We start from the raw sequence: 23,602 nt of genomic DNA, 5'->3' as shown, positions 1-23,602 counted from the left end.
AAATTGGCGGATTGCCGGGCCGGATTCGGCTAATCAAACACGACAGCAGCCACCGGACATTTCCCGGCGCCGACGATCCTTTCCGAATTTCCTTTTTTCCTTTTCCTGTCTCCGGTGTGGCTGATCACGATGAGTTGGTCGGGATGAAGTTGTCGGGCCGTCTGGCGCTCGGGGTGACGTTCCCGGCCGTCGCGATGCTGCTGGCGCTGGGCTCTATCCATGGCTTCTCCTGGCCGGGCCTTCTGCTCGCTGCGGGCGCAATCGCCGTAGTGCTGATGACTGCCGAGATCATTGGCAGGTCGCGCTCGAAGCCGCTCGCGCAGGTGACGCAGGCCGCGGAGCGCAGCGACGCGGCACGTCACGAGATTGCAAGCTTGACGGGCGCGCTCGCCGTGCTGTCGGCGCAGTTGGGCAGCAGGCAGAACCTGCTGGAGAAAACCGTCGAGAGCATCCGCGATCCGGTCGTGGTGGCGGATGAGACTGGTGCCGTCGTGGTGGTCAACGCCGCCGCGCGCCGCCTGTTCGCCGTCGAGGCCGGCTTCAACAGCCTGACCGATGCGCGGACCTTCCAGTGTTGCTACGCCGACGGCACGACCGCGATGCCGATTGCCGAGTCGCCGCTGGCGCGCGCGTTGCGCGGCGAGGAGATCGATGATCTCGAACTGGTCGTGAAAGTTCGGCCGTCAGGTCCGGATGTCTGTCTGCTGGCCAACGCGCGGCCGCTGCGCGACGATGCCGGCCAGCTGCGCGGCGCGGTCGCGGTGCTGCACGACATCACCGCGCAGCGGCGCGCGCATCAGGCGCTGGTCGAGAGCGAGCAGATGGCGCAGGCCATCATCAGGACCGCGCTCGATGCGTTCATCCAGACCGATCAGGACGGCGTCGTTCTGGAGTGGAGCCCGCAGGCCGAGGCGATGACCGGTTGGGCGCGGTCCGAGGCGCTCGGGCGCCGCGCGGTGGACCTCATGGTTCCGCAAGAGCTGCGGGAAGTGAACCACCAGCGGGTCGTCCGCTTCCTGCAGGAGACCGCGGCCGGCGGCATGGGCATGCGCTACGAATCCCCGTCGCTGCACCGTGACGGCCGGCAATTCTACGCCGAGGTGTCGCTCAACGCGCTCAAGCGCGGCGACGGCTATGTCGTCAACGCCTTCGTCCGGGACGTCACCCAGCGGCGCATCGCCGAGGAGCAGTTGATCCAGGCACAGAAGACGGAATCGCTCGGGCGATTGACCGGCGGCATTGCGCACGATTTCAACAACATGCTGACTGTCATCACCGGCACGATCGAGATCCTCGCCGACGGCGTCAAGGAAAACCCGCAGCTCGCGGCGATCGCCAAGCTGATCAGCGACGCCGCCGATCGCGGCGCGCAGCTCACCTCGAGCCTGCTGGCCTTCGCCCGCAAGCAGCCGCTGCAGCCAGCCGAGACCGACGTCAACGAATTGATCGGCGATGTGGTGCGGTTGTTGTCGCAGACTTTGGGCTCGCAGGTCGCGATCACGACCGAGCTCGGCCGCGACGCCTGGCTGGCCTTCGTCGACCGCAGCCAGCTCTCGGCCGCGCTGGTCAATCTCGGCATCAATGCGCGCGATGCGATGCCCGAGGGCGGCACGCTGAGCTTTGCCACCCGCAACGTCCAGCTCGGCATCCGCGAGGCGGTGGCGCGCGGCGTCGAGCGGGCGGGCGACCATCTCGTCATCGAGGTGAGCGACACCGGCACCGGCATTTCGCCGTCGCATCTGGAGAAGATCTTCGATCCGTTCTTCTCAACCAAGGAAGTCGGCCAGGGCACCGGGCTCGGCCTCAGCATGGTGTTCGGCTTCGTCAAGCAGAGCGGCGGCGGGATCGAGGTGCAGAGCGAGGAGGGGCGCGGCACCACGTTCCGGATCTATCTGCCGAAGGCCGACCGCACCGCGCCGCGGGCGGCCGAGGAGGATGATCAGCCGATCCGCGGCGGCGCCGAGACCATCCTGTGTGTCGAGGATGACCCTCGAATCCGCGACTACGTCATCGGCCAACTGGAAGGCTTCGGCTACAAGGCGCTGGTCGCGGCGAACGCCGATGCCGCGCTCGAGATCGCCAAGGGCGGCGCTGCGTTCGATCTGCTGTTCACGGACATCGTGATGCCCGGCAGCATGAACGGCCGGCAACTGGCCGAGACGCTGATGGCCGGGCGGCCGACGCTCCGGGTGCTGTTCACATCCGGCTATAGCGACGGCGCGCTGCCGCTGCAGGGCGCCGGCCATGGCATCCCGCTGCTGATGAAGCCCTACCGGCGCAGCGAGCTGGCGCGGATGCTGCGGCGCTGCCTCGATCTCGCGGTCGACATCGAGGGCGATCCGGTTCCGATGCCATACTCCGTGCAGCCCGACCTCGAACGCTTCCTGCGCGAGAATCCGCCCGACAAGACGTAGCTGTGATGGGCGGAGCCCGCGATACCCATCATCTCGCCGCACCGGCATGCTTTCCATGGGTATCGCTTCGCTCCACCCATCCGACTATCATCACGCACCCAACAACAGCGCGGCCGGTCAACGGCCCGATCCCAGGGAGAGTTTAGATGCAGGACCGCAAATGGTCGCGACGCGACTGGCTCAAGACGACGGCAGCCGGCGTCGCGGGCATGGTGTTCGCCGAACCCTTAAGGGCGGCTGCGCCGCCGGCCGCGGCGGTCACATCAGAGCTGATCGCGGCGGCGACCAGGGAAGGCAAGGTCTCGTTCTACACCGCGCTGGAATTGAACACGGCCGAACGTTTGGCGCGGAGCTTCGAGCAGAGATATCCGGGGATCAGCGTCCGGGTCGAGCGCTCCGGCGCCGAGCGCATCTTCCAGCGCATCGCGCAGGAGCAGGGCAGCGGCATCAACGCCGTCGACGTCGCCAACTCGACCGATCCTGCGCATTATCTCGACTGGAAGAAGAACGACTGGCTGGCGGCCTATGTCCCCGAAGACGTTGCAAAGCACTTTCCGGCCGATCAGATCGATCCGGACGGCACCTCGGCGACGTCGTGCGCTTGGTTCGAGGTGATCGGCTACAACACCGAGCAGGTGAAGGCCGAGGACGCGCCGAAGAGCTATGCCGATCTGCTCGACCCGAAATGGCGCGGCAAGATCGTCAAGGGCCACCCCGGCTACTCCGGCGCGATCATGACCGCGACCTTCGTGCTGGCGCGTGATCTCGGCTGGCCCTATCTCGAAAAACTCGCGCAGCAGCGCGTGATGCAGGTGCAGTCGGCAGCCGATCCGCCGAAGAAGATCCTGCTCGGCGAGCGCGCCGTGATGGCCGACGGCAACGACTACAATCTGGTGCTAGCCAAGGAGCAGGGCAAGCCGGTCGAGGTGGTCTATCCGACCGAAGGCGCGCCGCTGATCATCGTGCCGAGCGGCATCTTCAAGGGCGCGCCGAACCCGAATGCCGCAAAACTGTTCCAGAGCTTCTTCTTCAGCGCCGAGACCCAGCAGATGCTGGCCGACGAGTTCGCCCACCGCTCGTTCCACGCCAAGGTGAAGGAGAAGGCCGGGCACGTGCCGCTCGACCGGCTGAAGATGCTGAAGGCCGACCCGGCCCAGGTGCAGGCGCAAAGCGAAGAGATCAAGGCACGGTACGCGAAGCTGTTTCGGGTGTAGAAGGCCGTCCACAACTCCCTGATCCGTCATCCTCTGAGGTGCGAGCTCTTGCGAGCCTCGAAGGATGCACGGCCATCAGCCGGGCCGTCGACCGACGACCGCTTCGCGGTCTCCCTTGGGTGACGGTGTGAGAATTGTAGTGAGCGGCCTGCCCACATCGTCGTCCTGGCGAAAGCCAGGACCCATAACCAGCGAATTCGATTGAGAGCGGGATAGCGGCTCCAGCGTCGCACAACAGCAAGCGATAGGGGTAATGGGTCCTGGCTTTCGCCAGGGCGACGCTGGATATTTTAGTGACGCCCGTGAAGCTCGGGGTGATGGATCGGGCCATCAAAAACAAAGGGCGCTTCCACCGGAAGCGCCCTTCGCATTCGTGAGAACCGTAAACCTTACAGCGAGTAGTACATCTCGAACTCGACCGGGTGCGGGGTCATCTCGAAACGGGCGACCTCGGTCATCTTCAGCTCGATATAGGCGTCGATGAAGTCGTCGTCGAACACGCCGCCGTTCTTGAGGAAGGCGCGGTCCTTGTCGAGGTTTTCCAGCGCCTCGCGCAGCGAGCCGCAGACGGTCGGGATCTGCTTCAGCTCTTCCTTCGGCAGATCGTAGAGGTCCTTGTCCATCGCCGGACCGGGATCGATCTTGTTCTTGATGCCGTCGAGGCCGGCCATCAGCATCGCGGCGAAGCCGAGATAGGGGTTGGCCATCGGGTCGGGGAAGCGCACCTCGACGCGCTTGGCCTTCGGGTTCGCGGTGTAGGGGATGCGGCACGACGCCGAGCGGTTGCGCGCGGAGTAGGCGAGCAGCACCGGCGCCTCATAGCCCGGGACCAGACGCTTGTAGGAGTTGGTCGACGGGTTGGTGAAGGCATTGATCGCCTTGGCGTGCTTGATGATGCCGCCGATGTAGTGCAGGCAGGTCTCCGACAGGTCGGCGTACTTGTTGCCGGCGAAGGTCGGCTTGCCTTCCTTCCAGATCGACTGGTGGACGTGCATGCCCGAGCCGTTGTCGCCATAGACCGGCTTCGGCATGAAGGTGGCGGTCTTGCCGTAGATGTGCGCGACCTGGTGGATGCAGTACTTGTAGATCTGCATCTGGTCGGCCATCAGCGTCAGGGTGTCGAACTTCATGCCGAGCTCGTGCTGGGCCGAAGCGACCTCGTGGTGATGCTTCTCGACCTTGACGCCCATCTTGGCCATCGCCCCGAGCATTTCCGAGCGCATGTCCTGCACCGAATCCTGCGGCGGCACCGGGAAGTAGCCGGCCTTGGTGCGGATGCGGTGGCCGAGATTGCCGCCTTCATATTCGGTGGCGGAGTTGATCGGCAGCTCGGAGGAATCGAGGCGGAAGCCGGTGTTGTAGGGGTCGGCCGAATAGCGCACGTCGTCGAACACGAAGAACTCGGCCTCAGGGCCGACGAACACGGTGTCGCCCACGCCCATCGACTTCACCATCGCCTCGGCCTTCTTGGCGATGCCGCGCGGATCGCGGTTGTAGGGCTCGCCGGTGGTTGGCTCGAGCACGTCGCAGGTGATGACCATGGTGGTCTCGGCGAAGAACGGATCGATCGTCGCGGTGACCGGGTCGGGCATCAGGCACATGTCGGATTCGTTGATCGCCTTCCAGCCGGCGATCGAGGAGCCGTCGAACATCTGACCTTCGGCAAAGGTATCCTCTTCGATCATGCCGACATCGAAGGTCACGTGCTGCCACTTGCCGCGCGGATCGGTGAAGCGCAGGTCGACGTATTTGACGTCGTTGTCCTTGATCATTTTCAGGACGTCTTTGGCGGTCTTCATGAATACCCCTTATGGATGTGCGGGTCGGTTTCCAGCGGCGACATTATTCCCGCTTTTGGCGAGTTGGTGTGACCGCTCAAACGAAATCAGGCTGCCGAAGCAGCCTTTATTCTCCTTGAGCGTCGGAAAATGCCGATAGCACCGCCCTCAAATAGCGTCCAGCCCGGATTCGCCGGTCCGGATACGGATGGCTTCCTCGATGTTGGAGACGAAGATCTTGCCGTCGCCGATGCGCCCGGTCTGGGCGGCGCGACGGATCGCGTCGATCGCCTTCTCGACCAGGTCGTCGCCGATCACGATCTCGATCTTCACCTTGGGCAGGAAGTCGACGATGTATTCTGCACCGCGATAGAGTTCGGCGTGTCCCTTCTGGCGTCCGAACCCCTTGGCCTCGGTCACCGTGATACCCTGTAGTCCGACTTCCTGGAGCGCTTCTTTCACCTCGTCGAGCTTGAAGGGCTTGATGATGGCTTCAATCTTCTTCACTGAGCGCCTCCCGGGCATTGCAGATTGCAGGGTCGTATTTTCGATGCGCGTGGGGCGCAGTCTGGTGAGGTTCTAGAGCTTCCGGTATCTGGCCGGAAACGCGCATCAGGTCGCATGGAGTGGCCCTTCTGCGCGGCTTCCTCGAAAGCAGGGTCTATGCCAAGTTGTAGGGGTCCCCGATTTTGGAATGTTATCAGCCTTTTAACAGGCAATCGGCAGATTTCGAACCTCCGCGTCAGGATATCCAAGCCTAACGAATAGGCAAATAGATCAATCCGTATGCAATTGAACAGTCGAAACCGTGGGAACGTGATCGGAATTGCCTCTGGAAAAGGCGAAGAGATCGAGGAATCGGCATGGATGTGCTGACCACCACCGAGATGGAACGCGCCGACCGGCTGACCATCGCAGCCGGCACGCCGGGCTTCGCATTGATGATGAGCGCGGGTCAGGCGGTCGCCGAGGCGGCGATGGACCTCGTCGAGGAGGGGCCGATCGTCGTCGTTGCCGGCCGCGGCAACAATGGCGGCGACGGCTTCGTCGCCGCCGCTGAACTCGCGGCGCGCGGCCGCGAGGTCTCCGTCGTCCTGCTCTGCGAGCGCGACAGCCTGCAGGGCGATGCGGCGCTGGCGGCGAAGGGCTGGAAATATCCGGTGCTGCCGTTCAACCCGCAGGCGCTCGGCAAGCCGGCGCTGATCATCGACGCCCTGTTTGGCGCCGGCCTCAACCGGCCGGTGAAGGGCGATCCGCTGGAGATGATCGTGGCGATCAACGCCAACGGCGCGCCGGTGCTGGCGGTCGACCTGCCGAGCGGCATCAACGGCACGACGGCCGCGGTGATGGGCGCCGCGGTGCAGGCGACCGAGACCGTGACCTTCTTCCGCAAGAAGCCCGCGCATCTATTGTTGCCGGGGCGGATGCATTGCGGCCGCGTCCGCGTCGCCGACATCGGCATCGATCTGACCGTGCTCGACGAGATCAAGCCGCTGACCGCGGAGAATGTGCCGCAGGCCTGGCGCTGGTCGTTCCCGGTGCCGCGGATCGACGGCCATAAATACGCACGCGGCCATGCCGTGGTCGTATCAGGCGATATCGCCTCGACCGGCGCGGCGCGGCTCGCAGCGCGTGGCGCGCTGCGAGCCGGCGCCGGCCTCGTGACGCTGGCCTCGCCGCGCGATGCGCTCGCCGTCAACGCGGCGGCGCTGACCGCGGTGATGGTGCGAGCGGTCGACAATCCGATCCAGTTCGCCGAGCTGCTCGGCGACAAGCGCTACAATGCCTGCGCGATCGGCCCGGGTCTCGGCGTCAACGCGCGCACCCGCGACTTCGTCCACACCGCGCTCGCGGCGCAGCGCCACCTCGTGCTCGATGCCGACGCGCTGACCAGTTTTGCCAGCGCGCCGGACCGCCTGTTCGACACGATCAAGGCCTCCGACGGCCAGCAGGTGGTGCTGACGCCGCACGAAGGCGAGTTTCCGCGGCTGTTCAGCGACATCTCCAACAAGCATCCGGGCCGCTCCAAGCTCGAGCGGGTGCGCGCCGCCGCCGAGCGCTCCGGCGCCGTGGTGCTGTTGAAGGGCGCCGACACCGTGGTCGCATCGCCCGACGGCCGCGCCAGCATCGCCGCCAACGCGCCGCCTTGGCTCGCCACCGCCGGCGCCGGTGACGTGCTGACCGGCATCATCGCGGGCTTCCTAGCGCAGGGCGTTGCGGCGTTCGAAGCGGCCAGCATCGGCGTCTGGATGCACGGCGAGGGCGCGAGAGAGGCCGGCCCGGGCCTGATCGCCGAGGATCTCACCGAGGTTCTGCCCGCGGTGTTTCGCCGGCTCTATGACGAGTTCGGGATTGACTATTAGACGGCTCGCGCTCTCGGACGTGGATGCGGCGGCGTAAGTTGGCGCGAAGGCTAGCTCCTAGCTCACCAGATACTTCGCCACCGCCGGCTCATTCCACTCGATGCCGAGGCCGGGGCCGTGTGCGGTCACCGCGCCGTCGACGATCTCGGCCGGCTTTGCCAGGATCGCGCCGGCGAAGTCGAGGAATTCGAGCCAGTGCGCGGTCGGCGTCACCGCGAGCAGATGCGCGCTGACCTCGGCGAACAGATGGCTCGACATCGGGATCGAGGCGGCGTCGGCCTGGCCTGCGACCTGGAGCCAACCCGAGACGCCCCCGACCTTCATTACGTCGGGCATGATGAAGTCGGACGCGCTGGCGGCGATCGCTTCGGCAAAGCCGCGCGGAAACCACCAGTTCTCGCCGGCCTGGATCGGCGTCGGCGAGGTCTCGCGGACCTTGGCGTGGCCGGAGAGATTCTCCTGCGGCACCGGCTCCTCGATCCAGTGCAGATCGTAGGGCGCGAGCCGCGCGATGCGGCGGGTGGCTTCTGCCGGATCGAGCGACTGGTTGAAGTCGATCATCAGCGCGATGTCCGGGCCGAGCAGGGCGCGCACGCTCTTGACCACGCGCTCGTCATTGGCGGCATCGCCGTCGCCGCCCTTGATCTTGATGCCCTTGAATCCCTGGTCGAGCGAGCGGCGTAGCGCGCGCTCGTCGGCCACCGGATCGACCACGCCGTAGCTGTCGTAAGCCTTGATCGGCGTTGCCGAGCCGCCAAGCAATTCGACCAGCGGCCGGCCGGCGAGTTGGCCGAGCACGTCCCAATAGGCCATGTCGAGGCCCGACACCGCCATGCCGACCAGGCCCTGCCAGCCGAGCAGGCGAAACTTGGCGTCCATCGCTTTCATCAGCTCGAACGGCGCGACCGGCTTGCCGACGAGCTCGCGGCCGATCTCCTCGATCAGGTAGCAAAGTGGGTTAAGTGTGAGCTTGCTGTAGGCGAAGATATAGGTGCGGCCGGTAACGCCTTGATCGGTCTCGACGTCGATCAGCACGAGCGGGCCGGAATCGATCACGCCGAAGGCGTTCTTCACAGGGCGCTTGAGCGGCACCACGACGCTTCGCGCGGTGACTTTGCGGATCGCGGCAACTGCCTGGCTCATGGGTGTTTCCTCTTGTTGTTATTGAACGCCATACCATCGCACGAGCCGCGGCGCTGCCCAATCCGTCGCGACCTGCTCGATCAGATAGCGACCCGGATATTCGGCGAGGAAGGCGGTGCGCTGGGTCTGGCCGGGTTCGATCGCGAGCGTGTCGAGCCAGAACGGCTTCCAGCCGTCGTCGAGCCGGTCGAGCAGGCGGAAGTGGTGACCGTGCAAATGGAAGACGGTGGTCACGGAGGCGCGGTTGGTCAGGGCCAGTACGACGGCGCGGCCGATCTTGGCTTGAAAGGCGGGCGCGGAGGACGGCTTGAAGTCTGCGGCGCGCGTCCAGTCGCCGGGCCCTCCGAGCGCCAGCTCGAACCTCGCGGCATTCTTGAGGTCGAACTGGGCCGGCAGGTCGTTGGCCGGCAGCGGGGGGGCGGGCGGAAATGGCGCGGGACGGAGCGGCGGCTCGGCCGTGACGGTGACCTTGCCGACCGACCGGGCCTGCTTGCCGTCGTGGAGCAGGATCGGGAAACTCGTGCCCGCCGGCCCAACGGCGTCGACGAAGACGTCCGTGCGGCTTCCCGGCGCCAGCACCAGCGCGCCGTTACGTGCCGGAAACGGCTCGGCAGGCTGGCTGTCGATCGCCATCACCCTGATGTCGGCATTCTCAAGCTTGACCGCGAGTACGCTGCGCGGGCTGCCGTTGACAAAGCGGAGTCTCAGCCGGGCATTGGCCTGGGCCGAGATCTCGAATGAGGTTCGGCCGTTAACTGTATGAAATAACGTCGTATCCTCTGGAACGATTCCGGGCGGAACCGCGCTGCCGTCGGGGCGGAGCCGCCACTCCTCGATCAGCAGGACCTCGTCGCGGTCGATGGCGACCGGCGCCGTCCCGGTGACGACCACGGCGCACGGCCGCACCGGCAAGGCGCCGTCGCCGAGCGGGCTCGCTTCGCAGAACAAGGTGCCAGCCTGCCGCAGCGCGAGCTGGAAGGTATCCTTTGCTCCCGTCGCGAGCGGTGCCCGGGAGGTCAGCGGCTCCGCCGCCGGCGCGCCGTCGAGCCCCCGGCAGTTGAACGCGACCGGCAGCGGAAGCTCGTTGCTGAGGGTCACGTCGAGGGTCTCGCCGCGCTTGAAGCGGAGTTCGCCGCCGCCGAGCAACCAGACCGGCGTCTCGGGGCCGCCGGAGCGTAGCGCGACGCGGTCTGCCTTGGCTTGCAGCGCGACCGCGGTCCGGCCCTGCGCCAGGCTTTGGGCTGGCCACACGGGACAAAGCGCCGCGGCGCCGAGGCAGGCCATCATGTCGCGCCGGGTGAGGGAAAAATCGGGACTTGCCATCGGACCGATGCGGACCATTTTTAATTAGACCTGTCCAGTCGCGATCGGTCGCAGGGCAGGGTGCATAGCGGCCATTTTTTTGCTGCGAACCGGTGGGCGCATGTTATAAGCCCGGCCGCCCGCGGCATCGCGGCCGGAGTGGATGCTTTCACGCGGGCGTGGCGGAACTGGTAGACGCGCTGGATTTAGGTTCCAGTGACGAAAGTTGTGGGGGTTCGAGTCCCTCCGCCCGCACCAAGCGCTTACAGCGTTTGCATGACGATTCCTTGGAGGACCTTGAGCCCTGGCGGGCCGCGGGTCCACCGAACCACCGGCGTCAGGCTCAACGGCCGCGCGTCGACTTGATTGAACACTGCCACGGCCGCAAGGCCGGCGGCGAAAGCGGAAGAAGATTGACACCATGCAGGTCACCGAGACCCTCAACGAGGGACTGAAGCACGAGTTCAAGATCAGCGTTCCGGCATCCGATCTCGATGCCAAGGCCGGCGCCAAGCTGGTCGACCTCAAGGACAAGGTGCGTCTCAACGGTTTCCGTCCGGGCAAGGTGCCGGTGGCGCATCTGAAGAAGATCTACGGTCGCTCGGTGATGGCCGAGACCATCGACCAGACCATCAGCGACACCAACAAGCAGATCTTCACCGACCGCGGCTTCCGCCTCGCCGGCGAGCCGAAGATCACGATGCCGACCGAGAAGGCTGAGGTCGAGGATCTGCTGTCGGGCAAGACCGATCTGACCTACACAGTCGCGATCGAGGTGGTGCCGCCGATCACGCTCGCCGACTTCAAGACCTTCGCGGTCGAGAAGCCGGTGGTCGACGTTTCCGACGCCGACGTCGACGACGGCATCAAGCGCATCGCCGACAGCAACCGTCCGTACAATGCCAAGTCCGAGGGCGCCAAGGCCGAGAACGGCGACCGCGTCACCGTCAACTTCAAGGGCACCATCAACGGCGAGGCCTTCGAGGGCGGCACCGGTGAGGGCATCCAGGTCGTGATCGGCACCGGCCAGTTCATCCCGGGCTTCGAGGAGCAGCTGATCGGCATCGGCGCGAACGAGACCCGCACGCTGAAGGTCTCGTTCCCGAAGAACTATCTCAACGAGAAGCTCGCCGGCCAGCCGGCCGAATTCGAGACCACCGCGACGCTGATCGAGGCGCCCGGCGAGACCACGATCGACGACGAGTTTGCCAAGACGCTGGGCCTGGAATCGCTGGACAAGCTCAAGGAACTGATGCGCGAGCGTCTGAAGGCGGAGTTCGCCGGAGCCACCCGGCAGCGCGTCAAGCGCGCGCTGCTCGACCGGCTCGACGAGAACCACAAGTTCGAGGCGCCGCCGTCGCTTGTCGACGAAGAGTTCAACCTGATGTGGAACTCGATCAAGGCCGAGATGGAATCCTCCGGCAAGACCTTTGCCGACGAGAACACCACCGAGGAGGCGGCCAAGCAGGAGTACCGTACGATCGCCGACCGCCGGGTCCGGCTTGGCCTCGTGCTCTCGGAGATCGGCGAGAAGAACAAGATCACCGTGACCGACGAGGAGGTCTCGCGCGCGGTGATCGAGCGTGCCCGCCAGGTGCCCGGCCGCGAGAAGGAAGTCTGGGATTACTACCGCAACAACGCCCAGGCGCTGGCTCAGCTGCGTGCCCCGATCTACGAGGACAAGGTGGTCGACTTCATCCTCGAGCTCGCCAACGTGACCGAGAAGAAGGTCACCAAGGAGGAGTTGTTCAAGGATGACGACGCCGAGAAGACTGCCGCTTAATTCCGGCACCTCGCGTTAATGATGAACCGCGAAAGCGCGCCGGCGGCGGGACCCCGTCGCTAGGCGCGCCGCTGCGAATCAGCTTGAACTTCGGCGGCCGATCGTCTTGCCTGAGTTCGCCTGCCCAGGTGGCTAGTGCCGGTCTTGTCGGCCGGAAATTGGCCTATATCTGGGTTAACCGTAAGCTTCCTTCGCATCACCCCTAACCCCTGGGTCCTTCCATGCGCGATCCCGTTGAAACCTACATGAACCTCGTCCCGATGGTCGTCGAGCAGACCAATCGCGGTGAACGCGCCTACGACATCTTCTCGCGCCTCCTCAAGGAGCGCATCATCTTCGTGACCGGTCCGGTGGAGGACGGCATGTCGACCTTGATCGTCGCGCAGCTCCTGTTCCTCGAGGCCGAGAATCCGAAGAAGGAAATCTCGATGTACATCAACTCGCCGGGCGGCGTGGTGACGTCGGGCCTTGCGATCTACGACACGATGCAGTTCATCCGTCCGCCGGTATCGACGCTGTGCACGGGGCAGGCCGCTTCGATGGGCTCGCTGCTGCTGGCGGCCGGCGAGAAGGACATGCGCTTCACGCTGCCGAACTCCCGCATCATGGTGCATCAGCCCTCCGGCGGCTTCCAGGGCCAGGCCACCGACATCATGCTGCACGCGCAGGAGATCCTGAATCTCAAGAAGCGTCTCAACGAGATCTACGTGAAGCACACCGGCCAGACCTACAAGGCGATCGAGGACGCGCTCGAGCGCGACAAGTTCCTGACCGCCGAGGACGCAAAGGCGTTCGGCCTCGTCGACAAGGTGATCGACAAGCGCCCGGACGATCCGGCGGCCGCCAAGGCGGCCTGAGTCAGGGCAGGCATTCCGAGGCGTCGTGTGATCTCCACATTGGCGCCTCACATAACCGGCAAACGGGACTGCGGAGCTGCGCAAGTGCATGCGTGCGGGCCGAAAGTTCCGCTTTCGTGCTCATTGGCCGGCGTGGCAATCCCGCAACGTTTCGTGGATTTCGACGCGTATTCCACGTGCGATCGTTGAAAATCACGGTATTGTCACGGTCTTGAGCTGGCCCCGCGATTAGCGAATTCTTGATAGTCGGGTGCCAGCATGGTTGGCTGTGACGCATCGACTATGATCGCGGGGGATTCGAAGGCACCGTGATTCGCACGGTCAGTACTGCGTAGGGTCTTTTTTGGTACGGAATTTGCTCTATCTACCCATCAGCCCCGGTTTGTGCCGGATTGGGTCGATCTGGCAAACGAGATCGAACGGCGGACGGAGATAATGGATGAGTAAGGTCGGCACGAGCGACTCCAAGAACACGCTATATTGCTCGTTCTGCGGCAAGAGCCAGCATGAAGTTCGCAAGCTGATTGCCGGACCGACTGTCTTCATTTGCGACGAGTGTGTCGAACTGTGCATGGACATCATCCGTGAGGAGAACAAGTCCTCGCTGGTGAAGTCGCGCGACGGCATCCCGACGCCGAAGGAAATCTGCAAGGTGCTGGACGACTACGTGATCGGCCAGAGCCATGCCAAGAAGGTGCTGTCGGTCGCCGTCCACAATCACTACAAGCGGCTCAACCACCAGACCAAGCACAACGACGTCGAGCTCGCGAAGTCGAACATCCTGCTGATCGGTCCGACCGGTTCGGGCAAGACGCTGCTCGCGCAGACGCTGGCCCGCATCCTGGACGTGCCGTTCACCATGGCCGATGCGACCACGCTGACCGAAGCCGGCTATGTCGGCGAGGACGTCGAGAACATCATCCTGAAGCTGTTGCAGGCGGCCGACTACAATGTCGAGCGCGCGCAGCGCGGCATCGTCTATATCGACGAGATCGACAAGATCAGCCGCAAGTCGGACAATCCCTCGATCACCCGCGACGTGTCGGGCGAGGGCGTCCAGCAGGCGCTGCTCAAGATCATGGAAGGCACGGTGGCCTCGGTTCCGCCGCAGGGCGGCCGCAAGCATCCGCAGCAGGAGTTCCTGCAGGTGGATACCACCAACATCCTGTTCATCTGCGGCGGCGCCTTCTCGGGCCTCGAGAAGATCATCTCCGCGCGGGGACGTTCGACCTCGATCGGCTTCGCGGCGCAGGTGCTCGCGCCGGAGGATCGCCGCACCGGCGAGATCTTCCGTCACGTTGAGCCGGAGGACCTGCTGAAGTACGGCCTGATCCCGGAATTCGTCGGCCGTCTGCCGGTCGTCGCGACGCTGGAAGACCTCGACGAGACCTCGCTGAAGAAGATCCTGACCGATCCGAAAAACGCGCTGGTGAAGCAGTACCAGCGGCTGTTCGAGATGGAGAACATCGAACTGACCTTCGCCGACGAGGCGCTTGGCGCGGTCGCTCGCAAGGCGATCGAGCGCAAGACCGGCGCGCGCGGCCTGCGTTCGATCCTGGAGAGCATCCTGCTCGAGACCATGTTCGACCTCCCGGGCCTCGAAGGCGTCGAGGAAGTCGTGATCTCGCGCGAGGTGGTCGAGGGAACGGCGCGTCCGCTCTACATCTACGCGGATCGTTCCGACCGCGCGGTCGAGAGCAGCGCGAGCGCGTAAAGATCCGCATCGCGAACCGTCAAAAATGCACGGCTGCCGGCTGTTCCGGCGGCCGCTGCCGTTCAGCAGCGCCGCTCTTTCGGCGTAGCACCAAATCGCTGTTTAGCCTGACTTTCCCGACACTTCTCGTACTTGACACCCCTGTGCCCGATAGCCACCTAATGCAATCAGCGGCGGGGCTCATGCGTTGAGATTCGTCGCCTCCCGATGCGGAAAGAGCGGCGGCCAATGCCTCACTTATTCCGGATCATCAAGGCACCTTGTGGCGGTTGCGCGAGCAGGCGGGCTGCGTGCAAGGGGGCATAACAAGAGGATTAGGCCATGACGACTTCCAAACCCCGGCCAACGATCGTTCACGGCGAAAGCCACTCCTATCCGGTGCTGCCGCTCCGCGACATCGTCGTCTTTCCGCACATGATCGTGCCGCTGTTCGTCGGCCGCGAGAAATCGATCCGCGCGCTCGAGGAGGTCATGAAGACCGACGCGCTGATCATGCTCGCGACGCAGAAGAACGCGTCCGACGACGATCCGGCACCCGATGCCATTTACGAGACCGGTACGCTCGCCAGCGTCCTGCAGTTGTTGAAGCTGCCCGACGGCACCGTTAAGGTGCTGGTCGAGGGCCTCGAGCGCGCGCGCGTCGCGACCTATTCCGACCGCGCCGAGTACTATGAGGCGACCGCAGTCGCACTCGCCGACACTGACGCCAATTCGGTCGAAGCCGAGGCGCTGGCGCGTTCGGTGGTGTCCGACTTCGAAAACTACGTAAAGCTGAACAAGAAGATCTCCGCCGAGGTCGTTGGCGTGGTGCAGGCGATCACCGATTTCGCCAAGCTCGGCGACACCGTTGCTTCGCATCTTGCGGTGAAGATTTCCGACCGGCAGGCGATCCTGGAGACGCTGTCCGTCACGCAGCGCCTGGAGAAGGTGCTGGGCCTGATGGAGAGCGAGATCTCGGTGCTGCAGGTCGAGAAGCGCATCCGCTCGCGCGTCAAGCGCCAGATGGAGAAGACCCAGCGCGAGTATTACCTGAACGAGCAGATGAAGGCGATCCAGAAGGAGCTCGGCGACGACGAAGGTCGCGACGAGCTGGCCGATCTGGAGGAGAAGATCTCCAAGACCAAGCTCTCCAAGGAAGCGCGCGAGAAGGCCCAGCACGAGTTGAAGAAGCTGCGCCAGATGTCGCCGATGTCCGCGGAAGCGACCGTCGTGCGCAACTATCTGGATTGGCTGCTGTCGATCCCGTGGGGCAAGAAGTCCAAGGTCAAGAAGGACCTCGCGGCCGCGCAGGCCGTGCTGGACAGCGATCACTACGGATTGGAGAAGGTCAAGGACCGCATCGTCGAGTACCTCGCCGTGCAATCGCGCGCCAACAAGTTGACTGGACCGATCCTGTGCCTGGTCGGGCCTCCCGGCGTCGGCAAGACCTCGCTCGGCAAGTCGATCGCGAAGGCGACCGGGCGCGAGTTCGTGCGCGTGTCGCTCGGCGGCGTGCGTGACGAGGCCGAGATCCGCGGTCACCGCCGCACCTATATCGGCTCGATGCCCGGCAAGATCATCCAGTCGATGCGCAAGGCGAAGACCTCGAACCCGCTGTTCCTGCTGGACGAGATCGACAAGATGGGCGCCGATTTCCGCGGCGATCCGTCGTCGGCGCTGCTCGAGGTCCTTGATCCCGAGCAGAACTCGACCTTCAACGACCACTACCTCGAGGTCGATTACGACCTGTCCAACGTGATGTTCATCACGACCGCGAATACGTTGAATATTCCGGGCCCGCTGATGGACCGCATGGAGATCATCCGGATCGCCGGCTACACCGAGAACGAGAAGGTCGAGATCGCGCGCAAGCACCTGATCCCGTCCGCGCTCTCCAAGCACGGCCTGGACTCCAAGGAATGGTCGATCGACGACGATGCGCTGCTTCTGATGATCCGCCGCTACACCCGCGAAGCGGGCGTGCGCAATCTGGAGCGTGAGCTCTCGACACTCGCCCGCAAGGCGGTGAAGGAGCTGATGATCTCCAAGAAGAAGTCGGTCAAGGTCACCGAGGCGAACATCGAGGAGTTCCTCGGCGTGCCGAAGTATCGCTTCGGCGAGATCGACGACGAGGATCAGGTCGGTATCGTGACCGGTCTTGCCTGGACCGATGTCGGCGGCGAGCTGCTGACCATCGAAGGCGTCATGATGCCCGGCAAGGGCAAGATGACGGTCACGGGCAATCTGCGCGACGTGATGAAGGAGTCGATCTCCGCGGCGGCGTCCTACGTCCGCTCGCGCGCGATCACCTACGGCATCGAACCGCCGATGTTCGATCGCCGCGACATCCACGTTCACGTGCCGGAGGGTGCAACCCCGAAGGACGGTCCGTCCGCCGGTGTCGCGATGGCCACCGCGATCATCTCGGTCATGACCGGCATTCCGGTCCGCCACGATGTCGCGATGACCGGCGAGATCACGCTGCGCGGCCGCGTGCTGCCGATCGGCGGCCTGAAGGAGAAGCTCCTGGCTGCCGCGCGCGGCGGCATCAAGACGGTGCTGATCCCCGAGGACAACGCCAAGGATCTCACGGAGATTTCCGATGCGATCAAGGGCGGCATGGACATCATTCCGGTCTCGCGGCTGGACGAGGTCGTCGCCAAGGCGTTGATCCGCGTGCCGACGCCGATCGTCTGGGAAGAGGAGACCAAGGTCGACGTCAAGCCCGACGCTGCGGACGAAGCCGCCGGCGGCCTGACGGCGCACTGAGCAAGCTCCATCGACAAACAATCAAACGGCGCCTTCGGGTGCCGTTTTTTGTCTTGCGTCCTGCGGGGCGGGCTATCGCTTCGTCTCGATCATCCAGTTGCCGATCGCGCCAAGCGCCATCAGCAGGCTGGTGCCGAGGAACACCGCAGGCATGCCGATATGGCCGCCGACAAAGCCCCCGCCGAGCGGCCCGATCACCTGTCCCGCGTACTGCGCCGACACCGAATAGCCCAGCATGCTGCCGGTGACGGTGTCAGGCACGTTGTGCCGGATCACGCTCGCGATGCACGGCAGCAGGCCGCCGAGCGCCAGCCCCATCAGGAAGCGCAGCAGGATCAGCTGCCAGCCGCTGGTCACGAAAGCCTGCGGAATTAGTAGCAGCGCCGAGACCGCAAGGCAGATGATGATGATCCGCCAGTGCCCGACGCGGTCGGCGAGCTTGCCGAGATGCGACGACGACAAAAGGCTGCCGAACGCCGCCGCCGACATCACGAGGCCGGCGACGAACGTCACCTGCGGCGCCTCGACCAGCTGGGCGACATAGACCGTGATGATCGGCTCGATCGACATGTTGGCGATCATCAGCAGCAGGCCGGTCGTCCACATCGCGATCAGCGGCCGTTTGTCGGATACCTGCGCCCAGCCGCCGCGCGCTTTGCTGCCGCCCATGGTCTTCGACCGCGGTCCCTCGCGAAGCAGGAAGGTGGTGCCGAGGAAGGTGACGAAGATGACGCCGCCGATCAAAAAGAACGACGCGCGGATGCCGATCAGGGGCGGCAGGATGCCGCCGACCAAGGGGCCGACCAGGCTGCCGGCCATGATGCCGGCGGACAGGACACCGATCGCCCAGCCGGAGCGGGACCTCGGCGTCTGCGCTGCGACCAGCACGGTCGAGCCCGAGGCGTAGCCGCCGAGCAGGCCGGTCAGGAGCCGCAGCCCGACCAGCTCATAGACGTTGTGCGCCATGCCCATCAGCGACATCGCGATTGCCATGCCGAGGCTGGCGCGGATCAGCATCAGCTTGCGGCCGTAGCGGTCGGCGAGGCGGCCCCATAGCGGCGCGGTCAAGGCGGCAGAGAAGAAGGCGGCGCCATAGGCGACGCCGGACCATTGCACGATCGCGGCGTGATCCGACACGCCGAGCTGCTCGACATAAAGCGGCAGGAACGGCAGCAGCAGCGTCATCCCCACGATGGTCGTGAAGGAGCCGTACACGCAGACGATCAGGTTACGCTTCCAGGGACCGGCCTCCAGCGCTGCTTCGCGCTCGATCTCGGCGTTGACGTGAGCGTCCATCTCAGCGGAGCCCGACCACGGCGTAGCCGCGCGCCTTCAGCCCACGGCGGTCCTCGCGCAGCGAGCGCAGCAGGCGATCGCGTGTGTCGCGGATATGATCGGCGGCCTCGCGCGCGGCCGCCTCCGGATCGTTGGCCTTGATGAAGGATAGAATGCGCCGGTGCTCGCGCCAGGCCTGCTCGCGCGACGGCTCAGTCCACACCTCCAGCCAGCGCGCCCGCGACAGTCGGGTCATCGCCCCGGAAATCGCCTTGAGGACGAACGGATTGCCGGTGAGCCGCGCGATCTCGACATGGAAATCGGTGCCGACTCGGTGCCATTCCTCGCGCGGCGCGCCGGCCTGGCAGGCGTCCAGCATCGCCTCGATGCCGGCGATCTCGGCCGCACTGGCCCGCGTGCAGGCGAGGCGGACCGCGGTGGTCTCCAATGGCAAGCGAAACTCGGCCAGCGCCTCCAACTCGCCGAGGTCGATCGGCGCAACGATCCAGTTGCGGCCGTCGCGCTGCACCAGCTCTTCGCCCTCGAGTCGTACCAGCGCCGCGCGGATCGGCGTCCGCGAGCCTTCGAAACGGCTCTCCAGCCAGCGCTCGGTCAGCCGCTCGCCGGGGCCGAGGTCGAGCGACAGGATCATCTCGCGAAGCTGATCGTGGATTTGCAGCATCTGCGACATGGGACGGTTCTCAGCCGGAATGGATGATGTCCACCGATATCCCGTTTTGGTATCCCAAACAAGGTCACTTTGGGATGCCAAACCGCGAGCCGGACCTCAAGGCGAGTGGAACGGTGCCTGCCGGCATCATCTTGTTTCGAGGGCGAGGGAATGGAGCAGCAAGATGCAGATCGACGGGCAGTGCCAGTGTGGAGCTGTGGCCTATCAGGCCGACATCGATCCCGAACGGGTCTCGATCTGCCATTGTACGGACTGCCAAACTCTGACCGGTTCGCCCTACCGCGTCACGGCGCTCTGCGCCGGCGAAAAGCTTCGCCTGACCCGCGGGGCGCCGAAGGTCTACGGCAAGCGCGGCGACAACGGCCAGATCCGCTTCCAGCATTTTTGCGCCGATTGCGGTTCCCCGCTGTTCACCAGCGGTGAGGCCGGCGGGCCCGACGATTGGGGCATCCGCTGGGGCAGCATCCGCCAGCGCGCCCAATTGACGCCCAAGCGACAGATCTGGTGCCGTTCCGCCGCGCCCTGGATCCACGATCTCAAGGGATTGCCGGGCCGCCCGATGGATTAGGGCCCGCCGACCTTGCGCCGCAGGGGTGGGCAAGGCTAAAGAGGCGGCGCAGGTGAGGGCGGCTAGCTCAGCTGGTTAGAGCATCTCGTTTACACCGAGAGGGTCGGGAGTTCGAATCTCTCGCCGCCTACCAGCCTTCGCCCTGCGGGCTACGGCTCGGCAGGCCAGCCTTCGCGGCAGTTTCACCGCATACGCGCCTTCGCAGGGCGAAGGCTGTCACGCCGAAGAGCGAAGGCGGACCGGCTCCAGTATCGATCGCCGTCATTCTTTCCACGCAGTTTGCCGCCCAACTGGGCGCGATGATAAGTTCGCCGCGCAATTGGGAGCTGATGCATGCGCACAATCATTGCCGCCGTCCTGATGGCCCTGATCGCCGGACCTGTTCTGGCGCAGGACCACATCCAGCAGTATCGCGAGGAGGACAAGCCGAAGACCGAGGCGCAGAAGGCCGAGGACAAGCGCGCCGAGCGTGCCTATCAGCGCTCGCTCAGCAACGTGCCGGACCAGAAGCAGACCGATCCGTGGGGCATCGCCCGCCCCGACAACGCGCCGCAGGCCGCGTCCCGGCCGCACGCCAAGCCCGCGGCAAAGATGGCCGCGCCGAAGCCGGCGGCGCCGGCGGGCACCGCCACCAAGTAGTTGCGCGACGGCGGGGCTGAACCATGAAGTATTACGTCTGCCGGCTGACCGGTCCGCGTCCGACCTTTCCGCAGGACATGACGCCGCAGGAGGCCGAGATCATGCAGGCGCATGTCGCCTATTGCGGCGAGCTGCTCCGCGCCGGCAAGGCGCTGGTGTTCGGGCCGGTGGCCGATCCCGCGGGCGTCTGGGGGCTCGGCGTACTGCAATTGCCCGACGATGCCGATCCGCAGGAGATCGTCGCCAACGATCCCGTCACCAAGGCCAACGCCGGTTTTGTCTATCAGGTGATGCCGATGCTGCGCGCCGCGACGAAGGAAAGCTGCTGATGGACCTCGCACAAGGCCACGAGCGCAACGCCGACCAGATCGCTTATTGGAACGGACCGGGCGGGCAGCGCTGGGCCGACCGTCAGGCGGTGCAGGACATCCTGCTCGCGCCGATCCTCGACCTGCTGCTCGATCGTGCCAGACCTGCGCCCGGCGAGCGCGTGCTCGATGTCGGCTGCGGCAGCGGCGCGTCCACGATCGCATTGGCGCGTAAGGTGGCGCCGTCGGGCCACGTGTTCGGCGTCGACGTGTCGGGCCCGATGCTGGAGCGGGCGCGACAGAACACGCCGAACGATGCGCCGGCCAGCTACGCGCTGGCGGACGCCACCGTCTATCCGTTCGATCCGGCCAGTTTCGACCTGCTCGCATCGCGCTTCGGCGTGATGTTCTTCGCCGATCCTGCCGCCTCCTTCGCCCATCTGCGCAAGGCGATGAAGCCGTCGGGGCGGCTTGCCTTCATCTGCTGGAAGGAGCCGCGCGAGAATCCGTTCTTCATGGCGCCGCTGCAGGCGGTCTACAAGCACGTGCCGAAGCTGCCGCAGCTCGGGCCCGAGGACCCTGGTCCGTTTTCCTTTGCCTCTGAGGCGCGCGTGCAGCGCATCCTCGGCGAGGCCGGGTTTACCGGGGTGGCGATGGAGCCGTGCCGGCTCGAGCTCGACGTCGCAATCGGACGCGGCATGGACTTTGCGGTGCAGGGTGCGCTCGAGATCGGCCCGGCCAGCCGCGCACTGGACGGCCACCCGGACGAAGTGCGTACCGCCGCCGTCAGCTCGATCCGCGAGGCGCTGACGCCGTTCGCGAAGGGTGGTTCAGTGCTGTTGCCGGCCGCGATCTGGGTCGTGACGGCGCGGGCGTCGTAGCCCCGAAGGCTACGCCTTTTCTTCCCAGATCATCGCCAGATGCACGATGGTCTGCACCGCCTTTTCCATGTCCTGCCGGCTGACCCATTCGAGCCGCGAGTGGAAGGCGTGCTCGCCGGCGAAGATGTTGGGGCAGGGCAGCCCCATGAACGACAGCCGCGAGCCGTCGGTGCCGCCGCGGATCGAGGTCTTCACCGGCGATAGCCCGGCGCGCTTGATCGCCTCGATCGCGTAGGCGACGACCTCGGGATGGCGGTCGATCACCTCTTTCATGTTGCGGTACTGCTGCTTGACTTCCATCCGGTAGCTCGAACGCGGATAGGATTTCATGACGTCCTTCACGATGGCCTCGAGCAGCGCTTCCTTCTGCTTCAGGCCGGCCTCGGTGAAGTCGCGCACGATGAAGTCGACCCGCGCCTTCTCCAGCGCGCCCGAGATCGCGACCGGATGCAGGAAACCTTCCTTGCCCTCGGTGGTCTCCGGCGAGCAGGTGTCCTTCGGCAGGCGGTCGACGATCGCGGCGGCGATCTTGATGGCGTGCTCCATCTTGCCTTTCGCGAAGCCCGGATGGGTCGCGACGCCCTCGATGATGATGCTGGCGCCGTCGGCGGAGAAGGTCTCGTCCTCGATATGGCCGGCGCTCTCGCCATCCATCGTGTAGCCGAAATCGGCGCCCAACTTCTTGATGTCGACCTTGTCGACGCCGCGGCCGATCTCCTCGTCCGGCGTGAACAGGATCTTGATGGTGCCGTGCTTGACCTGCGGATTGGTGACGAGGAAATGCGCGGCATCCATGATCTCGGCGAGGCCGGCCTTGTTGTCGGCCCCCAACAGGGTGGTGCCGTCTGATGTGATGATGTCGTTGCCGATCTGCTCGCCCAGCGCCTCGTGCTCGGCGGCGCGGATCACCTGCGAGGGATCGGCCGGCAGCACGATGTCGCCGCCGCGGTAGTTGGTCACGATCTGCGGCTTGACGTCCTTGCCGGTGCAGTCGGGCGAGGTGTCCATGTGGGAGCAAAAGCAGATCACCGGCACCTTCTTGTCGGTGTTGGCCGGGATCGTCGCATAGACATATCCATGCGCGTCGAGATGCGCATCCGCAATCCCCATCGCCTGCAACTCGGCGACCAGGACGCGGCCGAGGTTCTTCTGCTTTTCGGTGGAAGGACAGGTCGGCGAGTCCGGATCGGACTGGGTGTCGATCACGACGTAGCGCAGGAAGCGCTCGGTGACGGTGTGCTTGAAGTCGAGGACCGGTGCCAGCATGAAGACCGCGCGAGGTGAGGGGTACGACAGGATCGCGTTTTCGAGCGACGTGGAGCCGTTCGCACGACGCCAGCACGTAAACGAAAACCTAAAGGCTCTATAACAGAAAAGCGCCATCCCGGGGCCGCGTTCCAACCCGGAATGGCGCTTCGTTAACGAAGCGTGCTCTGCGAACGCGGCGGTCTAAAGCATGATCCGAAAAAGTGCGAAGCGGTTTTCCGAAAAGATCATGCGCAAACAAAGAGCTAAAGCGCGATGACGATTCCCCAATCTCATCGCGCTTTAGACGGCTTCCTTCAGCTCCTTGGCGGGGCGGAAGGCGACCTTCTTGCTGGCCTTGATGTGGATCTGTTCGCCGGTGGCGGGGTTGCGGCCCATCCGGGCGGCGCGCTTGCGCACCTGGAGGATGCCGAGGCCGACGATGCGGATCCGCTCGCCCTTCTTCAGGTGCTTGGTGATCTTGGTGACCACGTCGGTCAGGATCGTTTCGGCCTGCTTTTTCGAGATGTCCTGCTCTTCGGCGATGGCCGCGGCCAGGTGCTTCAGCGTGATGGTCGCCGGGGTCGCTGCTTTCTTCGCCATGTGTGGCCCTCCTCAAAGCTGAATGGCTGGAATTGCTGCTCGCGCGCGAATGGGCAAATCGTTCGCGTCCGTCCCG

At 65.0% G+C, this 23,602-nt stretch carries 19 protein-coding genes and 2 tRNA genes; 13 read left to right on the top strand and 8 right to left on the bottom strand.

The features are described from left to right. Positions 1–143: 143 nt before the first annotated feature. Together J6500_RS01840 and J6500_RS01835 are read left to right on the top strand one after the other, a co-directional pair. Complete coding sequence (locus J6500_RS01840; RefSeq protein ID WP_225710952.1) at positions 144–2,414, top strand: hybrid sensor histidine kinase/response regulator; 2,271 nt, start codon at positions 144–146, stop codon at positions 2,412–2,414. Positions 2,415–2,560: 146 nt separating this feature from the next. After that, positions 2,561–3,628: an extracellular solute-binding protein gene (locus tag J6500_RS01835; protein ID WP_225710951.1), complete on the top strand. Its 1,068-nt coding sequence runs from the start codon at positions 2,561–2,563 to the stop codon at positions 3,626–3,628. 389 nt (positions 3,629–4,017) lie between these two features. On the opposite strand, the gene glnA is transcribed toward J6500_RS01835, so the two are convergent. Both glnA and J6500_RS01825 read right to left on the bottom strand, forming a co-directional pair. Further along, entirely contained in the window at positions 4,018–5,427 is a 1,410-nt protein-coding gene (glnA, locus tag J6500_RS01830; RefSeq protein ID WP_139483224.1) for a type I glutamate--ammonia ligase, read from the bottom strand. Between the two features lie 147 nt (positions 5,428–5,574). Next, entirely contained in the window at positions 5,575–5,913 is a 339-nt protein-coding gene (locus J6500_RS01825; protein ID WP_011441447.1) for a P-II family nitrogen regulator, read from the bottom strand. Positions 5,914–6,269: 356 nt separating this feature from the next. Here J6500_RS01825 and J6500_RS01820 point away from each other — a divergent pair, with 356 nt between their 5' ends. Then, positions 6,270–7,769 (top strand): NAD(P)H-hydrate dehydratase, encoded by a 1,500-nt coding sequence (locus J6500_RS01820; RefSeq protein ID WP_225710950.1) that lies wholly within the window; start codon positions 6,270–6,272, stop codon positions 7,767–7,769. Between the two features lie 57 nt (positions 7,770–7,826). Here J6500_RS01820 and J6500_RS01815 read toward each other — a convergent pair whose 3' ends face one another. Beyond that, positions 7,827–8,912: an enolase C-terminal domain-like protein gene (locus tag J6500_RS01815; protein WP_225710949.1), complete on the bottom strand. Its 1,086-nt coding sequence runs from the start codon at positions 8,910–8,912 to the stop codon at positions 7,827–7,829. An 18-nt stretch (positions 8,913–8,930) separates the two neighbouring features. Then, entirely contained in the window at positions 8,931–10,196 is a 1,266-nt protein-coding gene (locus J6500_RS01810) for a multicopper oxidase family protein (protein ID WP_225710948.1), read from the bottom strand. A 191-nt stretch (positions 10,197–10,387) separates the two neighbouring features. On the opposite strand from J6500_RS01810, the gene J6500_RS01805 reads away from it, so the two are divergent. From J6500_RS01805 to lon, 5 genes are all read left to right on the top strand, one after another. Continuing rightward, a tRNA-Leu gene (locus J6500_RS01805) sits at positions 10,388–10,472 on the top strand. A 163-nt stretch (positions 10,473–10,635) separates the two neighbouring features. After that, positions 10,636–11,997, top strand: coding sequence for a trigger factor (gene tig / locus J6500_RS01800; RefSeq protein ID WP_225710947.1), 1,362 nt, complete (start codon positions 10,636–10,638; stop codon positions 11,995–11,997). A gap of 221 nt (positions 11,998–12,218) precedes the next feature. Next, positions 12,219–12,854 (top strand): ATP-dependent Clp protease proteolytic subunit, encoded by a 636-nt coding sequence (locus tag J6500_RS01795; protein ID WP_016847729.1) that lies wholly within the window; start codon positions 12,219–12,221, stop codon positions 12,852–12,854. Between the two features lie 439 nt (positions 12,855–13,293). Next, complete coding sequence (gene clpX / locus J6500_RS01790; RefSeq protein ID WP_024506813.1) at positions 13,294–14,568, top strand: ATP-dependent Clp protease ATP-binding subunit ClpX; 1,275 nt, start codon at positions 13,294–13,296, stop codon at positions 14,566–14,568. A 321-nt stretch (positions 14,569–14,889) separates the two neighbouring features. After that, on the top strand, positions 14,890–17,316 hold the full coding sequence (lon, locus tag J6500_RS01785; RefSeq protein WP_225710946.1) for an endopeptidase La: 2,427 nt from the start codon (positions 14,890–14,892) through the stop codon (positions 17,314–17,316). A gap of 72 nt (positions 17,317–17,388) precedes the next feature. On the opposite strand, the gene J6500_RS01780 is transcribed toward lon, so the two are convergent. Next, a complete protein-coding gene (locus tag J6500_RS01780; protein WP_225710945.1) occupies positions 17,389–18,612 on the bottom strand; it encodes an MFS transporter in 1,224 nt (407 codons plus the stop codon). Between the two features lies 1 nt (position 18,613). After that, positions 18,614–19,282 (bottom strand): GntR family transcriptional regulator, encoded by a 669-nt coding sequence (locus J6500_RS01775; RefSeq protein WP_225710944.1) that lies wholly within the window; start codon positions 19,280–19,282, stop codon positions 18,614–18,616. Positions 19,283–19,445: 163 nt separating this feature from the next. Here J6500_RS01775 and J6500_RS01770 point away from each other — a divergent pair, with 163 nt between their 5' ends. The 5 genes from J6500_RS01770 to J6500_RS01750 all read left to right on the top strand — a co-directional run bounded on the left by J6500_RS01770 (position 19,446) and on the right by J6500_RS01750 (position 21,678). Further along, positions 19,446–19,850, top strand: a complete 405-nt coding sequence (locus J6500_RS01770) for a GFA family protein (RefSeq protein ID WP_225710943.1) — start codon at positions 19,446–19,448, stop codon at positions 19,848–19,850. A gap of 56 nt (positions 19,851–19,906) precedes the next feature. Next, positions 19,907–19,983, top strand: a tRNA-Val gene (locus tag J6500_RS01765). A gap of 200 nt (positions 19,984–20,183) precedes the next feature. Further along, positions 20,184–20,489, top strand: a complete 306-nt coding sequence (locus tag J6500_RS01760) for a hypothetical protein (RefSeq protein WP_225710942.1) — start codon at positions 20,184–20,186, stop codon at positions 20,487–20,489. A 23-nt stretch (positions 20,490–20,512) separates the two neighbouring features. After that, the gene (locus tag J6500_RS01755; protein ID WP_225710941.1) at positions 20,513–20,818 is read left to right on the top strand and encodes a YciI family protein; all 306 of its coding nucleotides are present in this window, start codon (positions 20,513–20,515) and stop codon (positions 20,816–20,818) included. Then, positions 20,818–21,678: a class I SAM-dependent methyltransferase gene (locus J6500_RS01750; protein ID WP_225710940.1), complete on the top strand. Its 861-nt coding sequence runs from the start codon at positions 20,818–20,820 to the stop codon at positions 21,676–21,678. The genes J6500_RS01755 and J6500_RS01750 overlap by 1 nt, the downstream gene beginning before the upstream one ends. A gap of 9 nt (positions 21,679–21,687) precedes the next feature. Here J6500_RS01750 and pepT read toward each other — a convergent pair whose 3' ends face one another. Further along, complete coding sequence (gene pepT, locus J6500_RS01745; RefSeq protein ID WP_225710939.1) at positions 21,688–22,944, bottom strand: peptidase T; 1,257 nt, start codon at positions 22,942–22,944, stop codon at positions 21,688–21,690. Positions 22,945–23,226: 282 nt separating this feature from the next. Then, on the bottom strand, positions 23,227–23,526 hold the full coding sequence (locus J6500_RS01740) for an HU family DNA-binding protein (RefSeq protein ID WP_225710938.1): 300 nt from the start codon (positions 23,524–23,526) through the stop codon (positions 23,227–23,229). Between the last annotated feature and the right edge of the window lie 76 nt (positions 23,527–23,602).

This window comes from Bradyrhizobium semiaridum, from assembly GCF_020329505.1.
Taxonomy (GTDB): domain Bacteria; phylum Pseudomonadota; class Alphaproteobacteria; order Rhizobiales; family Xanthobacteraceae; genus Bradyrhizobium; species Bradyrhizobium semiaridum.
This window is presented reverse-complemented; position numbering and strand designations above follow the sequence as displayed.

Excerpts from the sequence above, each read along its gene's own strand:
- J6500_RS01840 (WP_225710952.1), top strand. The coding sequence starts at position 144 with ATGAAGTTGTCGGGCCGTCTGGCGCTCGGGGTGACGTTCCCGGCCGTC.
- J6500_RS01835 (WP_225710951.1), top strand. The coding sequence starts at position 2,561 with ATGCAGGACCGCAAATGGTCGCGACGCGACTGGCTCAAGACGACGGCA.
- glnA (WP_139483224.1), bottom strand. The coding sequence starts at position 5,427 with ATGAAGACCGCCAAAGACGTCCTGAAAATGATCAAGGACAACGACGTC.
- J6500_RS01820 (WP_225710950.1), top strand. The coding sequence starts at position 6,270 with ATGGATGTGCTGACCACCACCGAGATGGAACGCGCCGACCGGCTGACC.
- J6500_RS01815 (WP_225710949.1), bottom strand. The coding sequence starts at position 8,912 with ATGAGCCAGGCAGTTGCCGCGATCCGCAAAGTCACCGCGCGAAGCGTC.
- J6500_RS01810 (WP_225710948.1), bottom strand. The coding sequence starts at position 10,196 with ATGGCCTGCCTCGGCGCCGCGGCGCTTTGTCCCGTGTGGCCAGCCCAA.
- tig (WP_225710947.1), top strand. The coding sequence starts at position 10,636 with ATGCAGGTCACCGAGACCCTCAACGAGGGACTGAAGCACGAGTTCAAG.
- J6500_RS01795 (WP_016847729.1), top strand. The coding sequence starts at position 12,219 with ATGCGCGATCCCGTTGAAACCTACATGAACCTCGTCCCGATGGTCGTC.
- clpX (WP_024506813.1), top strand. The coding sequence starts at position 13,294 with ATGAGTAAGGTCGGCACGAGCGACTCCAAGAACACGCTATATTGCTCG.
- lon (WP_225710946.1), top strand. The coding sequence starts at position 14,890 with ATGACGACTTCCAAACCCCGGCCAACGATCGTTCACGGCGAAAGCCAC.
- J6500_RS01780 (WP_225710945.1), bottom strand. The coding sequence starts at position 18,612 with ATGGACGCTCACGTCAACGCCGAGATCGAGCGCGAAGCAGCGCTGGAG.
- J6500_RS01775 (WP_225710944.1), bottom strand. The coding sequence starts at position 19,282 with ATGTCGCAGATGCTGCAAATCCACGATCAGCTTCGCGAGATGATCCTG.
- J6500_RS01770 (WP_225710943.1), top strand. The coding sequence starts at position 19,446 with ATGCAGATCGACGGGCAGTGCCAGTGTGGAGCTGTGGCCTATCAGGCC.
- J6500_RS01760 (WP_225710942.1), top strand. The coding sequence starts at position 20,184 with ATGCGCACAATCATTGCCGCCGTCCTGATGGCCCTGATCGCCGGACCT.
- J6500_RS01755 (WP_225710941.1), top strand. The coding sequence starts at position 20,513 with ATGAAGTATTACGTCTGCCGGCTGACCGGTCCGCGTCCGACCTTTCCG.
- J6500_RS01750 (WP_225710940.1), top strand. The coding sequence starts at position 20,818 with ATGGACCTCGCACAAGGCCACGAGCGCAACGCCGACCAGATCGCTTAT.
- pepT (WP_225710939.1), bottom strand. The coding sequence starts at position 22,944 with ATGCTGGCACCGGTCCTCGACTTCAAGCACACCGTCACCGAGCGCTTC.
- J6500_RS01740 (WP_225710938.1), bottom strand. The coding sequence starts at position 23,526 with ATGGCGAAGAAAGCAGCGACCCCGGCGACCATCACGCTGAAGCACCTG.